Below are 13,293 nucleotides of genomic sequence, written 5' to 3'. Positions count from 1 at the left end.
GTCACTGCCATTCGATGACGATGCGGTTCAGCGGGTTGTCGAAGGTGAAGCGGCCGGGCTTCGGGGCGAGCGGGGTCGCGTCGAGCGGCTGAATCTCGAAGCCGACGTCGAGCGCTCGGAAGTGCTGGTCCCAGGTGCGGATCTGGTCCGCGACGTCCCCGGCGAGGGCCTCGGCGTCGGTGCCGTGGCCGATGACGCCGAACTCGTACAGGGTGGCGCCATCGGGGGCCTTCTTCGCGTAGGGGCGCCGGGTGAGGTAGGTGAGCGTGCCACCCTCGAAGACCGCGGTCGAGGACGGGTAGGGCGCGGTGACCAGTCCCTTCTCGATGGCTTCGGGCTTGGCGGGCATCCGGCTCAGGCCGTTCGGCATGGCGCAGGCGAGCCACAGCTCCAGGTACTCCGCCGATTCCGGGCCCCGGAAGGTGACGTCCGTCCACGCCTCGGCGCGCGGCTGGCGGAAGATGTCGCGCAGGGCGTCAGCGTCGACCTTCTGGTCTCCGTTGGTGACGAGGGTGACGGTGTTGTCGGGGTCCAGGGGAACGAAGACGCGCGGGTCGTCGGCGATTCCCCGGCGCAGCGGCATGAACGTGTTCATCTGGCTGCCGACGCTGCGCCAGGCTCCGTCCTGGTTCTCGAAGGCGATCGAGCGGGAGACGCTGCCGCGCAGGCGTAGTGGTGTGAGGAGTCGTCCGCCGGGGGCGAGCTGGTCGAGCCAGGCGTGCGGAACGCCGTGGGCGCCGACGGTGGCTTCGATCCGGTCGTACGGCGCGTTGGAGGCGTGGCCCACGGCTCCGTCTCCGAGGACCACTTCGACGTTGTGGATGCCGGCGGCGGCCAGCCCGCCGCGCGCTCCGTCCACGATGTCCTCGTCCACGTCGATCGTGGTGACGTGTCCCGTCTCGCCGACGAGGTAGCCGAGGAGTCCGGCGTTGAAGCCGGTGCCGGCCCCCAGCTCCAGGATCTTCTGGCCGGGCTGGACGTCGAGTTGTTCCAGCATCATGGCGACGATGTCAGGCTGGGAGGCGCAGCTGATGGAGCGGCCGGATCCGTCGAACTTCGTGTCCACGGGTGTGTTGCCGTACGCCTTTTCTAGGGGGGCGTTGGGGACGAAGAGGTGGCGGGGTACGGTCCGCATGGCCTCCTCCACCCGGGGCGTGCGCACGCACCCGGTCTCGACCAGGTGGTCGATCAGCTGGGCGCGCAGACGGTCTGCGGAGGGGGCTTCGATGGTGTCACTGTTCACCCCGTTGACCGTAGTGCTCGCCGTCCCCTCAGCTCGGGTGGACGCGGTGTTGTCGCTCGTTCCCATGACTACCTCTTTCGCGAGTGTTGACAAGGTGCGCTGGTCCTGGGCGGGGAGGCCCAGGCGGTTGAAGTGGAAGATGCCGTGGTGGGCGATCACGGCCCGCAACCCTCGTTCCAGGCGGCCCTGACGGTTGAGGTCCGCGAGCTGCTGGCCAAACCACTCGAACGTGGCTATCCACTCGGCCAGCGGCGCGAGTCGGCCCTGGGTGACGCTGCGGCTGGTGGTGCTGACGTCGACGGTCATCAACCGGTGGACAGCGGCCCGGTGCCGTTGCGGACCGCAGACCTCGTCGCCGGGGCGCTCGGCCGCGATCCTCGCCCAGACGTCGCCCTGCTCGTACCAGTCGAGACCCGCCGCGCGCATCGCCACGCTGAGCAGGAGCACCGCCAGCTCGCGGCGGCCGAGCTGGGGGCCGCTCACTGTCCGCTGGCGGTCCGCCTCCTCCAGCAGGTGACGGCTGTCGTAGTGGAACAGGGTGTGGCCGATCTTCATCGCGGCGGGGCCGCCGAAGGCTGTCTCTTCCGGCTCGTAGATGCCTCGCGTCCAGGAAGCGAGGACGCCGGCGTCGACCAGCTCGTCCAGGGCAGCGTCCAGGGCCTTCGCCGTGTCCGGGCCCGCGGCCCGGTACCGCAACCGCCACCAGGGGAACTTTCGCAGGAAGGACCACTGGGCCAGTTCCGACTCATGGGCGATCAGCACTGGGAGTAGATGCTCCACGGCGGTGGCCTCCGCGCGGCTCCAGTCGGTGAACCGGATGAGGCGTTGCGGCCATTCGTCCGCTGCCATGTTTCCTCTTCTCGTCGGCTAGTTGATCAGGAAGCAGGTGTCCCACCCGGACGCGGACGGCGTTCCGGTGTGGAAGGAGTGCAGGGCGAGGGCGGTGCCTGCGGCACCTTCGAGGAGCCCGATGTCGCCGCCGCCGGGAGGGTTGATTAGGGAGTCCGCCAGGGCGCCGGGCGTGGTCTCGGTGATTGGTGCCAGGAGCCGGGGCAGGCATTCGGTGAGGCCGGGAGTGAGGGCGTCGGTGGCAGCGAGTTGTGTGATGTGCGCCAGGCCGGCGAAGCCGTGGCACAGGGAGACGTCCACGGTCGCGTCGAGTTGTCCGGGGTCGGTCATGGCGCGCAGGAGGGCGAATTCGGCGGCGTGTTGGCGCGCCGGGTCCTTGAGGGCGATGGCGGCGAGCTGCTGGGCGCGGGCGAATCCTGCGGTGCCGTAGCACCAGGACGGCCGGGATGGTCCGGGGCCGATCGTGCCGGAGCGTAGTTGCTCACGGGTGATCCAGTACGGCCACCACGGGCCGGCGGGGCCGTCCTGCTGCCAGTGGTCGAGCCAGGCCAGGATGCGGGTGATCGCGTCGAGGTGGCCCTCGACGGTGACGCTGCGGCGGGCTGCGAGGGAGAGCACAGCGAGGGGGCCGCCGATGCCGTGGGCGACGCCGTTATTGGCGTGCCCTTCCGGATATTCCGGGGAGATCGTGCCGGAGGGAGCTAGGGAGCTCCACCAGCCGGGCAGAACTTCCCCGTCCTGCTTGACCGGCTCGGTCAGGCGGACCAGGTAGGTCAGGATCTCGCGGACGACGTCGGTATGGACGTCGCGGTGCAGCAGGAGCCCGCCCAGCCCGCTCAGGCCGCGGATCGCGTCGAACTCCGCCAGCGCGGGCATCTCGCCGCGGTCCATGCGTGCGTGGGCGTCCGCGAGCCGGTCCCGGATCGCCTTCGTGACGTACCGGTCGAGGGCGTCCAGGGCGCGGGCGTAGCGTCCGGGGCGGTCGGCGGCGGCGTGCAGGGCGAAGGCGAGCGCGGGCGCCCCGTAGTAGAGGTGGCTGTCCGGGCCGCCGACAGCGGGTTCGGCTGCGGCGCAGGCGAGCCAGTCGTGGGCGCGCTGCCACGGACCCAGCTCGGTGCGGGCCCGCTCGATGTGCAGCAGCGCGACACCGACCGCGCCGTGCGCGAGCGACTGCGGCCACCAGCCCTGGCGGTGATGCAGCCCCCGTACATCCTGCGGCGAGGCAAGCCGCTCGGCGATCGTGTCGGCGGCTGCCCGCGCGCTTTCACGCAGATTCATGGTGATCTCCTCGGTGAGTCCAGGCCATCGCGGCGGCGTGGGCCAGCCGTACGCACATCCGCTCGTCGTCCTTGTCGATGCCGGCGGCGCGGATGTGGTGGGCGTGCAGCAGCGAGTCGAGAACGACGTCCGGGTCGATGCCACCGAACGCGTCCAGCTTCTGCCGGTAGCGGGCCAGGGCCGCGTCGCGCTCGCTCCAGGCGCTGGCGATGGCGTCGCCGCCGGGAGCCGCGCGCAGGGCCGCCCAGCCGTCGGCCGGGTCGGCTAGGCGCAACGCCTGACCGCGCACGGTCCGGTCCATAGGGCGCGGGTCAGTGATCCGGCCGTGGGCAATCAGCCAGTTCATGCCGGCTGCGGTGCTGCCGGTGAAGGCGGCGGCGACGGAGACGAAGTTCGCTGCGGCGAGGACCTGTTGGTGCGGACGGGAGCTTTGGGCGAACTGGACGGCCAGGGCTCGGGAGTCAGCGGCGAAGACGTCCTCGGCCAGGCCCATCAGCGGCCCGGGGCCCCACCGGCCGGTCTCCGGATAGGAGGTCGCGAACTGCATGTCGGTGAGGAGCCCGGCACGGCGCAGTCCGTTCGCCCAGGCGCTCACGCGTTGTGCGGTGAGGGCGAAGTCCTGCTCGCTGGGGACCGCGATGCGCAGGCGCAGGTGCCAGCGGGGATCGCGGTAGCGAATGTACCACCAGGTCGGCGGCGCGTCCCACTGGCCGAGCAGCGCGGGCAGGTGGTCGGCAAGGATCTCGGGCTGCCGTTCGACGTGCCCGTACAGCTTGACCAGCAGCCAGGAGGCGGCGCCCGGAAGGTGACCGTGGTCGCGGGTGACGAGCTGGTCCGCGGTGACGGGAGGGACGGCCGGCCACTGCGGCGGGCGGACGGCCGTCATCGGGGCGATGATCTCGTGGGACCGTCCGTCGAACCAGCCTTCCTCGGATTCCGCTTCCGTCAAGATCACCGATTCATGAGTGTCCAGGTGGGCGCGCAGCAGCGCGAGGTGCGCGCGCTCGGAGAGGTCCAGCGGCAGAAGCTGGTCGCCCTCGGCCAGCGCGACTTCGTCCGGAACTCGGCGGCGTGCGCGCCACTCGTCGGCCGCCTTGTGCCACTCCCCCCAGGAGGCGCGGCGGTCGGGCAGCTCCGACCGGTTCAGTCGCCACCTCGCCGGAGAGAGGATCGCGCGGCCGTAGCGCACCCGCGGCAGGTACGGCAGTGCGGTAGCGGACGCCCAGGGGAAGACGGTCAGGACGGCGGTCTGGGCCCGGCTGATCTCGGTGAGGAAGCGTGCGAGCGGCGGCGTGTGGCCGCGCAGGTCCAGCGCGTGCAGCGTCATGGGGTCCAGCAGGCAGGCGCGGGAGAGGGAGACGAGGTAGAGCCTGCGGCGGTCGCAGCCCACGGCGAGGTCGTCGAGCGGGATGGTGCGCGCGTCGACCGGACGGTGCTCCGCCAGGCTGATGACGGCCGGCAGGAGTTCTGTAACGCGGGTGACGTTGGTGTCGCCCCGGTCGAGTGGGGTGAAGGAGACCTGCGTGGGCACCGCGCCGGGCGTGTTGACCGGCAGCTCTTCCAGCATGACGGCCATGCGGGCCTGATCGTCTGATGCGAGCAGCCCCAGGCTGCGGCCGATCGTGGTGCCGATCCCGCGGGACGGGGCGATGCTGTGGAGAACGAAGTCTCCACTCTCCAGGGCCTCTTGCGAAGCGGCACGGATTCGAAAGCGCAGCTCCGTGTGGGCCGGTACCTGCGGGGCGTTGCGATCTCCGACCGTCAACGTGCGGATCAGGTCCTCGTCCAGGCGGATCTCGTCGCGGCCGTCGAGGACGGCCGCTTGGGCGAGGGAGAGCAGCCGCTGTTCACGGGCGGTCAGGGCCTCACCCTGTTCAGGTTGCGCATCGCGGTATCCGACCGGGAACCCGAGGCCGACATCGGGGTCCACCAGGTCCCGGACCGGGACGAGTGAGTTGATGCCGTACCGCTCGAAGAATCGGTTGTGGAAGTCCTTCCATGCCGGAGTGCCGAAGGGGTACGCGCTCAGCCGGGCCAGCACCGTGGCGGCCTGCTCCGCCTCGCGGGCAACCTGTGGGGGCAGAGTGAGGGAGCAGTCCATGCGAAGGTCCAGCGTGAACGGCTGAGCCTTGACGCTACTCAAAGCGGTCATTTTCCGACGTAAGGCGGTACGCAGGTGCCGGCCGTCCGCCGGGGCCAGGACCTGGTTGTGCCGGGCGATGGCGTCGCGGACCGTCCGCAGGTCGGCCACGAGGTCCGTGGCTGATGAGGCGGCGGCTGCTTCGGCCTGCTCGACCAGGTGGTCCAGGGCGTCGAGGGTGGCAGAGGGCGCGTGCAGGCTGCTGATGAGCACACCGCGTTCGACGAGGCTGCTGACGAGCCCTTCCACCCGGTCCGCGGGAACGTCGGGGAACTCGCTCCTCATCAGTGCGACCACCGCATGGACGGGGACGGGCGAGGCGGTGGCATCAACGGCGATACGTACGGCGCTGGTGTACCGGAGGGACACTTCGGCCGCTGGGCTGCCGTCGGTACGGCATGAACGGGGCGGGTAGGGCACGATCAGCCGATCGCCCCGTACGAAGATGGTGTTGTTGGCCATCACATGAAGGTGCCGCAGGAGTTCAGGATCTGCTTCCAGACGGGCGACCAGGTCCGCGATCCAGTCGCCGTCGGCGCGGATGACGGGTCGATGCCACTCACCCCAGGACCATCCCGGTCGTTCCCCGAACGAGGCGGGCGCGATACCGGCGAACAGACCGTTCGGGGTCGCCCGGCCCGTCATACGCAGCAGGTACCGCATGACCGACACCACTGCGCGGCGCAACTGACGGGTCTCGGGACTGGCCACCGAGCACAGGGTCTGAACCTGCTGCGCGAGCAGAGGGCTGGCCTGCTCGATGGAGTCGGCGGCCTCGGACAGCGACCAGACGTCGCGCAGCCACGTCTGCCACCGCACCTCGCAGTCCGGGGTGTCGTCGGTGAGGTCCGGCCACGCGGGAAGCCGCAGCCTCGAGGAACGGGCGGCGCGCACCAGCGCAGTATCCGCGCACCGGTACAGCGGGCCGTCCTTCCGGGAACCCATGCACCCTCCCTGGTTGTGGTGTGTTGGGGTGGGTGCCAGCCCGCGCGGCGCAAGGCCGCGCGGGCTGGCAGATCAATGCGCCGAGGTCAGGCCACGTTGGTGGCGCAGGACCCCTGGCAGCTCGGCTTGCAGCCGTCGTCCGTCAGGTTGATCACCGTGGCGGAGCCGTCGCCGGACTCCAGGACGCTGATGTCCAGGTCGAACGCGTCACCGCCCGCCGTGGCGGCCGGGGACTGTGCCTGGCCCTTGATCGTGTTCGCGTTCATGGGGGTGTCTCCCTACTCGTCGTGCGGTGGAAGATGATCAGGCCACGTTGGTGGCGCACGGGCTGGAGCAGGTGCTGCCGCAGCCGTCGTCGGTGAGGTTGATCAGCGTGGCGGAGCCGTCGTCGGACTCCAGGACGCTGATGTCGAGGTCGAATTCGTCGTTCTGCATGTGGTGATTCCTCCGTTGTCGTGCGCGGCTCCGATCGAGCCGCGAGGGACGTGCCGCGTGGGCGGCGCCGACAGGACATGGGCGTCGTGCCGGTGGTCTGGTGTGGTCAGGAGCCGCTGGAGATACAGGCGTTGCCACCGCAGGTTGAGCCGCAGCCGCCGTCGGAGGCGATACACGCCCCGACCGTGCCACCCGATTCGATGACGCTGATGTCGAGGTCGAACGGGTCCTGCGCGGCAGAGGCCGAGGCGGTCCTCATGCCCTGGTCGGTCACCCTGGGAGTCACGGGAATCCTCCTGATTGGTCCGGTGGAACACTTCGATTCGGTGTGTTGCGGTACGGCCGACCCCGGTGGGCAACAGCTGTGTGGCCTGCGCCAGTCGGGTCCTCGCCGGCCACCTCTTCAGACACGAGAACTGCTGTCCGGAAGAGGAATTGGGGACGGGACACGGAAGTCCGAAAGGTGAACCGAGATACGCCGTCAGGCTGCCGCGGGCTGCGCTTGAGGATGGTTCTTCGCGGCCTGGTCCAGCACCCGGGTGAAGTGCTCGGCCCGCTTGTCGCCCTCGGCCTCCTGAGCGCGGAGGTCGCCGAAGCGCTGCCAGTAGCGCCGGCAGACGTCACTGCTCATGACCATCTCGGCGTAGAACGGCAGCTGTCCGTCGCGGACGCGGCCGAGGCAGTGTCGGAGGCTGAGGGCGCAGATGAGTCGGTTGGCCGACATGAGCTGCATGTACTCCTCGGCCTTCATGTCCTCGGGCTTCCACAGCTCGGCGAGGTCGGCGTTGGTGGACACCCGGTTCAGCCAGTCGAGCTGGTTGCCCGCGAGGAGCGCCTCGTGCCGCTCGGCCTGGTGCCGTGCGTTCTGCCTGAGCCGGGCGGCTCCGACCACGGCGGTCGTGAGGGACAGGGCAACACCGGCAGCGAGGACGGCGGTAGGGAGCTTCATCGATCAACAACCCTTTCGCAGAGCGGATGTGCGGCATGAAGGCCGAATGGTGGGGACCGCGGTGTTCCGCTTGTTCACGCGGCCTCCGCGAGGACGACGCTCGGGACTTCATCGGTAGAGCCGTTAGGCATGTACCGGCTACGCACCGTCTCCAGTGCGACAGCGATCGGCGGCAGACCGACCGTGGCCCTTCGTTTGTCGACGGATCCCGGCGCGCGCAGTGGGCACAGCTCGATGCGGTCGGAGCTCAGCAGGAGCTGGGTGCCGTACTCCTGGTCCTGGCCGGTGTTGATGAGGGTGCGGTCGTGTAGGTGTGCCCAGTGGTGGACGAGCGCGTCGCCGACCTCGACCGCACGTCCGAGTAGGATGGTGGCGGCGCGCTGGCAGACGAGATCGTGGTCGCTGTGCAGGGCGATGCTCCAGGCGGCTCGGGCAGCAGCAGGGCCGACGAGGCGGTGGCCGGGCCACTCGTATTCGCCCAGGACGCGGTGCAGAAACTTGGCGTTGGCGTAGTCGGTGTGCCGACCACGGCCGAGTTGGACGCCATCGAGCTGGTTGCGCACGCGTGTGGCCCGGTGCGCTGCCGATTCCGTGGCGCGGGCGATCAGCTCGCGGGCGATGTCGGGCCGCTGCGGCTTTTCGGTTGTCACGTGCTGCTCCCTTCTTCCGCGGCAAGATGGGGAGCTTGGGTTTGGCAGCTGATTAGTGTGCTGAGTCGGGGGCGGTGCTCGGCGGCCAGTTCGAGGCGGGCGACCCGGTCCCCCTCCCGTCCCGGACCGGAACCCCGCACGTCCCAGCCCATGTCCGTGAGCCGACGCAGCAGGGCGGCGATGGGTTCGGCTTGCAGGGTGTGGCCTGCCAGGATTTCGGCCCGTACGAGCGGGAGGCTCTGCCGGGCGGCGAAGTCGGAGGCCCACAGGGTGATCAGCCGGGTGATGTCGTCGGGCTGCTCGGGCAGGGTGTGCACGTGGCCCAGGCGGAGGCAGGGGCCTTCGCCCCAGCTGAGTCCGGGGTCGCGCGCGGGGACCATGCAGGCGAGCAGCTTTCCGTCCTCGAACAGACCGGCCGACGTCGTGTGCGGGTCGCGGAACAGGGCCGGCACGTCGGCTTGGGCGGGCACGGGGAGACCGCGCAGGGTGAGCCAGCGCTGCCGGTCCTGCACGAGGGCAGCGGCTTCCGCGCGCTCGGCGTCCGTACGTAACCTGCGCACCGCGTACACGGCGCCCGGGTACTTCGCTGCGAACGAGGTGGAAGCCGGAGCCTCCTCGTTGGCCAGGGGAGTGGGGGGCCTTCTCACTGGCTCGCTCCGCTCCGCGCCGCCGGGTCGGTCGGCAGCAGCTTCCAGCCGTGGGCAAGGATCACCAGGTGGGTGGTGTCCCGCGCGCCCGTGTCGGCGAGGAGTTGGTCGAGTGCGGCGCGCTGGTCGGCGGGGGCGAGCTTGGCGGCGACGGCGATGTCACGGGGGTCGCTGTGCTCGGCGACGGCTCGGAGCAGCAGCCGCTGGTCCGGGGTGAGGGATGGCGCTGGCCGGTCCGCCGTGGGTGAGGCCACCTGCTGGGTGGTGAACAGGCGGTGCACGATCACCGGGGGCTTGCAGCGGGGCGGGCAGTGCAGGCTCTCGCGGATGTCGCGCATGTACTGGCGGACGGTCACGGCCGACAGGCTGGTCTCTGCCGCAATCTCCTTGGCCGTGAGGCCGTTCGCGAGGTGCTGGGCGACGCGCTGCAGGGTCGGCGTCAGGGGCGTGATCGGTGCGCTGGTCGTCACGGGCGGGGTCACGGTGTCTCTCTCGGCTGAGTGGATGGTCACTGGGAGGGGTGCCGCCGGTCCCCGCGGGGGACGGGGGCCGGCGGCACGGGCCCGTGCGCGGCGGTGGGGAGTCACGGGGTGCCGCGCACGGGGGCTCATGCGGCGGTCGGGTCGGGTCGTGCCCAGGCGGCTTCGGCGGCGAGGCGCTCGGACCACTGGAAGTGGTCCTCTGCGAAGGCGGCGTCGGCCAGGCGGATGCGCTGGACTTCGCCGGTTCCGGCCGGTGGGTAGGTGTGCTGGATGTCGCGCCACAGGCGCTGGACGATGTAGTCGCCATCGAGGGCGTGGGCGCCGTGCAGTTCCATGGCGTCCTGGGCGGACTGGACGGCCCACTGGTGGCCGAGGTATTTCGAGTTGATCAGGTCGGCGTCGCAGGGCAGGCCGTGGTCGAGGAGGTGTACGGCCTGGTAGGAGAGGATCCGGGCGGCGCGCAGGCGGGCTTCCATGCCGCCGACGCGGTCCCGCAGGACCGGCAGGTCGGACAGGGCGCCCTGGTAGCGGGGGCGGGTCTTGAGCCTGGCGGTGGTGGTGTCCACGACGGCTTCGTGGATGCCGAGGCTGACGGCGGCCAGGTTGGGGCGGCCGTAGAGGATGCTGCTGCTCTGGGCCACGGCCAGTCCCTGGCCGATCTCCCCGACCACGTTGTCGGCGGGGACGCGGACGTGATCGAGGTCGAGGCGGCCGGCGGAGAAGCCGTGCAGACCGAGCCCGGCACGGTGGTCGGAGACGGAAAGTCCGGGGCGGTCGGCTTCGACCATGAACGCGGTCAGCGCCTGCGAGGTGCTTACTCCCGGCCTTGCGGTGCGGGCGACGACGAGGTGGGCTCCGGCGAGGTGGCTGTTGCCGATATGGATCTTGCTGCCGGTGATCACCCACTCGTTGCCGGCGCGTTCGGCGGTGGTTTCGATGCCGCCGATGTGTCCTCCGGCGAGCGGTTCGGTCACGGCGATCGACAGCAGCACGGACCCGTCCGCGACCCGGGGAAGCCAGCGGCCCTTCTGCTCGTAGGTGGCGAAGTGCAGCAGAGCGCCCACGGGGATCAATGTGGCCTGCAGGATGGCCGCGGCAGCCGCCGAGACCCGCGCGATGCGGTGGACCAAGACGGTCCTGGCCACGTGTCCGGCGCCCAGCCCGCCGAAGACCGCCGGGACGGTGACGGCGAACCAGCCCCGTGCGGCCATCAGGTCGGCGACCTTGCGCTCCACCCTGCCCGGAGCGGCCTCCATCCGCGCCACGCGCGGCGCGACGTACTCGGCCGCGAAGGCGTCCGCCTCCTGCCACAGCAGATCGTGGCGGGCGGTGAGGTAGGGACGCAGCGCCGGTGGAGGCGTGGTGGGTGTGGCGGACATGGTCTCCCTCTCCCTGGATGAAGGTCGCAACGCGTGGAGCGGCCGGGGAACGCCTACGGCTCCCGGGTGGGAAGTTGTGGAACGGCCTAGCGGACGGGGGCGCGGACGATGTGGTCCATCACCTGTGCACTGGCGTTGATGACGATGTCCCGCAGACGACGTGCCTCGGCCAGGGGCCGCTTCTCGGGGTCGATCACACACACCGTGCCCAGCACCGTGCCGCTGTCGTGGATCAACGGAGCGCCGAAGTAGGAACGGATCCCGACGGCGTCGACCACCGCGTTGCCGCTGAAGCGCGGGGACGCGTGCACGTCGTGCAGCGGGAGGGCCTTCCTGCGGGCCATGACCTCCGGGCACCAGCCGTGGTCCCGGCTCATGGTGCGGCCGACGATCACGAACCCGCTGTCCGCCGGCGGCTGGTGCAGCCCGACGAAAGTCTGCTCCTCCAGGAACAGGTTGACGAACCCGTACAAGAACCCGGCCTGTGTGGCCATGTCGCGGGCCAGCTCGTCGAAGTCCTCGTTGGCCACCGGGGGCACGCCCAGGCGGTTGAGTAGCTCGTAACGCTGAGCCAGCTCCAGCGACTGCTGAGGTCGCTGGCTGGTGAGGGCGGTGCCGGGCGGGGTGAACGGGCCGGGGGTGGTGTCCCGCATGTCGCGCCGAGGCAAGGACCGGGCGGGCGGGGCAGTCTGCGGCGTGCGGTAGGGGTCGCTGGGGTGCTGTGACATCAGACGTCCTGGAGGGTGGTAGAAGGGGTGTGACCAGCGCGATTGGTGGTGGCGGCGCAATTGACGGCGTGGTCGACGAGGGCCAGCAGAACGCCGGCGACGTGATTCGTGTCGCGGGCGTCGCAGGTGACCACCGGCACGGCAGCGGGGAGTTCGAGAGCGGCGCGGACCTGCTCGGGGTGGTAGCGGTGCGCCCCGTCGAATTGGTTGACCGCGACGACGAAGGGCAGGCCGATGTCCTCGAAGAAGCTGACGGGCGTGAAGCTGCTCTCCAAGCGGCGGGTATCGACCAGGACGACCGCGCCGACGGCGCCGCGGGAGAGGTCGTACCAGAGGTCGACGAACCGGTCCTGGCCCGGCGTGCCGAACAGAAACAGTTCCAGCGGCACGGGCGCATCGGGCAGGCTCAATCGGCCGAAGTCGAAGGCGACCGTGGTGGTCCGCTTGGACGCCAGGCCAGCCAGGCTGTCGACGTCCGCGCTCGCCTCGGTCAGGTACTCCTCCGTACTCAGCGGCGTGATCTCGCTGACGGCGCCCACTGCGGTGGTCTTGCCCGCGCCGAAACCGCCGGCAATCACGATCTTCAGCACAGTCGGCGCACCGGCCTGCGAGTGCGGCGAAACCGTGGACGGGTCATCCGGCCTGGGGATAGGCGACGGCATCAGGCCACTTCCTCTTCAAGCCGACGGAAACGGCTGCCAGCATTTGGATAGACGGACCGGACCCTGCGCCGGTATCGGCATAGGACTGGGTCAGGGGGACGACGAGGGCGCCGGCGTCCAAGAGGTCGGAGACGAGCACTTTGACGGCGGTCACGGGCCGGCCGAGGCGACCCGCCAGCTCGACCACCGACCGCCGGCGCTCCCGGCACAGGGCGAGAATCTCCCCGCACTCCTCGGCCTGCGCCGGGCCCGGCCTTCCCTGCCCGGCCTCCAGGACGGTTTCCAGAGCGAGCAGGTGCCGCGGCTTGGTACGCCCGCGCGTCACGGCGTAGGTCCGCACGAACGCCGACTCCTCGGCCGCGCGGCCGTACGTGGTCACCGGACCTCTCCGCCCGTGCCAACGCGGACGGGGATCAGCATGTACGGGGCGAACTTCTGGACCAGGCGCCCCATCTCGAAGCCGACGGTGCCCACATCGGCGTCCCTGGTGGCGATGACAGCGAGGATCGTGTCCACCTCACCGCGTTCGGCACCGGGATGGGTGTCGAAGGCCGCGCTGCGCCCGGCGCTCTGGACGAAGAACAGGCAGTCGTCTCGCTCGATGATGACCTGCCGGGCCGGCCTCTTCTTGTGGCTGGGGCCGGTGATGTTCGCCGCGAGGGAGGCGACCCCGCTGAAGGCGGCCGACAGTTCGTCCGCCCAGTCCTTGTCGACGTCGCTGTCCAGCAGCCGCAGTCCGTCGCGCGAGAGCAGGACGGCGTGCGTGACGCCCGGCGTCTCGGAGGCGAACTGACGCAGCAGCCAGGCCATGCTGTCCCGCTGTCCGCTTGTCGTCGCGGATGCGGGCGTGCCGTCGGTCACGTTGTTCATCGCGGGGTCAGTGCTCATGGGGATCGCTCCAGAAGG

General features: G+C 70.4%; 15 protein-coding genes. All 15 read right to left on the bottom strand.

What is annotated here, in order from left to right; translation table 11 throughout:
• Window position 1: 1 nt before the first annotated feature.
• Window positions 2-2,092 (bottom strand): methyltransferase, FxLD system, encoded by a 2,091-nt coding sequence (gene fxlM, locus NI25_RS06485; protein ID WP_061441533.1) that lies wholly within the window; start codon window positions 2,090-2,092, stop codon window positions 2-4.
• A gap of 18 nt (window positions 2,093-2,110) precedes the next feature.
• On the bottom strand, window positions 2,111-3,370 hold the full coding sequence (locus NI25_RS06480) for a lanthionine synthetase C family protein (protein WP_061441532.1): 1,260 nt from the start codon (window positions 3,368-3,370) through the stop codon (window positions 2,111-2,113).
• The gene (locus tag NI25_RS06475) at window positions 3,357-6,455 is read right to left on the bottom strand and encodes a lantibiotic dehydratase (RefSeq protein WP_061441531.1); all 3,099 of its coding nucleotides are present in this window, start codon (window positions 6,453-6,455) and stop codon (window positions 3,357-3,359) included. Before NI25_RS06475 ends, NI25_RS06480 begins: the two co-directional genes overlap by 14 nt.
• An 86-nt stretch (window positions 6,456-6,541) precedes the next feature.
• Window positions 6,542-6,721, bottom strand: a complete 180-nt coding sequence (locus NI25_RS06470) for an FxLD family lanthipeptide (RefSeq protein WP_054100455.1) — start codon at window positions 6,719-6,721, stop codon at window positions 6,542-6,544.
• 37 nt (window positions 6,722-6,758) lie between these two features.
• Window positions 6,759-6,890: an FxLD family lanthipeptide gene (locus NI25_RS06465; protein ID WP_011031314.1), complete on the bottom strand. Its 132-nt coding sequence runs from the start codon at window positions 6,888-6,890 to the stop codon at window positions 6,759-6,761.
• Between the two features lie 106 nt (window positions 6,891-6,996).
• Entirely contained in the window at window positions 6,997-7,176 is a 180-nt protein-coding gene (locus NI25_RS06460) for an FxLD family lanthipeptide (protein WP_061441530.1), read from the bottom strand.
• Between the two features lie 195 nt (window positions 7,177-7,371).
• Window positions 7,372-7,839 (bottom strand): DUF6082 family protein, encoded by a 468-nt coding sequence (locus tag NI25_RS06455; protein WP_054100456.1) that lies wholly within the window; start codon window positions 7,837-7,839, stop codon window positions 7,372-7,374.
• A 74-nt stretch (window positions 7,840-7,913) separates the two neighbouring features.
• A complete protein-coding gene (locus NI25_RS06450) occupies window positions 7,914-8,489 on the bottom strand; it encodes a DUF6624 domain-containing protein (RefSeq protein WP_061441529.1) in 576 nt (191 codons plus the stop codon).
• Window positions 8,486-9,136, bottom strand: a complete 651-nt coding sequence (locus NI25_RS06445; RefSeq protein ID WP_107071640.1) for a hypothetical protein — start codon at window positions 9,134-9,136, stop codon at window positions 8,486-8,488. Before NI25_RS06445 ends, NI25_RS06450 begins: the two co-directional genes overlap by 4 nt.
• Window positions 9,133-9,606, bottom strand: a complete 474-nt coding sequence (locus NI25_RS06440) for a LuxR C-terminal-related transcriptional regulator (RefSeq protein WP_233520684.1) — start codon at window positions 9,604-9,606, stop codon at window positions 9,133-9,135. Before NI25_RS06440 ends, NI25_RS06445 begins: the two co-directional genes overlap by 4 nt.
• A 137-nt stretch (window positions 9,607-9,743) precedes the next feature.
• Window positions 9,744-10,997, bottom strand: coding sequence for an acyl-CoA dehydrogenase family protein (locus tag NI25_RS06435; RefSeq protein WP_061441528.1), 1,254 nt, complete (start codon window positions 10,995-10,997; stop codon window positions 9,744-9,746).
• A gap of 86 nt (window positions 10,998-11,083) precedes the next feature.
• Entirely contained in the window at window positions 11,084-11,725 is a 642-nt protein-coding gene (locus NI25_RS06430) for a GAF domain-containing protein (protein ID WP_061441527.1), read from the bottom strand.
• The gene (locus tag NI25_RS06425) at window positions 11,725-12,315 is read right to left on the bottom strand and encodes a GTP-binding protein (RefSeq protein ID WP_054100460.1); all 591 of its coding nucleotides are present in this window, start codon (window positions 12,313-12,315) and stop codon (window positions 11,725-11,727) included. The genes NI25_RS06430 and NI25_RS06425 overlap by 1 nt, the downstream gene beginning before the upstream one ends.
• Window positions 12,316-12,358: 43 nt before the next feature.
• A complete protein-coding gene (locus NI25_RS06420; protein ID WP_061441526.1) occupies window positions 12,359-12,766 on the bottom strand; it encodes a DUF742 domain-containing protein in 408 nt (135 codons plus the stop codon).
• A complete protein-coding gene (locus tag NI25_RS06415) occupies window positions 12,763-13,275 on the bottom strand; it encodes a roadblock/LC7 domain-containing protein (protein ID WP_061441525.1) in 513 nt (170 codons plus the stop codon). Before NI25_RS06415 ends, NI25_RS06420 begins: the two co-directional genes overlap by 4 nt.
• Window positions 13,276-13,293: the final 18 nt, after the last annotated feature.

The organism is Streptomyces sp. CCM_MD2014 (assembly GCF_000772045.1).
Classification (GTDB): Bacteria; Actinomycetota; Actinomycetes; order Streptomycetales; family Streptomycetaceae; genus Streptomyces; species Streptomyces salinarius.
This window is presented reverse-complemented; position numbering and strand designations above follow the sequence as displayed.

Excerpts from the sequence above, each read along its gene's own strand:
- fxlM (WP_061441533.1), bottom strand. The coding sequence starts at position 2,092 with ATGGCAGCGGACGAATGGCCGCAACGCCTCATCCGGTTCACCGACTGG.
- NI25_RS06480 (WP_061441532.1), bottom strand. The coding sequence starts at position 3,370 with ATGAATCTGCGTGAAAGCGCGCGGGCAGCCGCCGACACGATCGCCGAG.
- NI25_RS06475 (WP_061441531.1), bottom strand. The coding sequence starts at position 6,455 with ATGGGTTCCCGGAAGGACGGCCCGCTGTACCGGTGCGCGGATACTGCG.
- NI25_RS06470 (WP_054100455.1), bottom strand. The coding sequence starts at position 6,721 with ATGAACGCGAACACGATCAAGGGCCAGGCACAGTCCCCGGCCGCCACG.
- NI25_RS06465 (WP_011031314.1), bottom strand. The coding sequence starts at position 6,890 with ATGCAGAACGACGAATTCGACCTCGACATCAGCGTCCTGGAGTCCGAC.
- NI25_RS06455 (WP_054100456.1), bottom strand. The coding sequence starts at position 7,839 with ATGAAGCTCCCTACCGCCGTCCTCGCTGCCGGTGTTGCCCTGTCCCTC.
- NI25_RS06435 (WP_061441528.1), bottom strand. The coding sequence starts at position 10,997 with ATGTCCGCCACACCCACCACGCCTCCACCGGCGCTGCGTCCCTACCTC.
- NI25_RS06430 (WP_061441527.1), bottom strand. The coding sequence starts at position 11,725 with ATGTCACAGCACCCCAGCGACCCCTACCGCACGCCGCAGACTGCCCCG.
- NI25_RS06415 (WP_061441525.1), bottom strand. The coding sequence starts at position 13,275 with ATGAGCACTGACCCCGCGATGAACAACGTGACCGACGGCACGCCCGCA.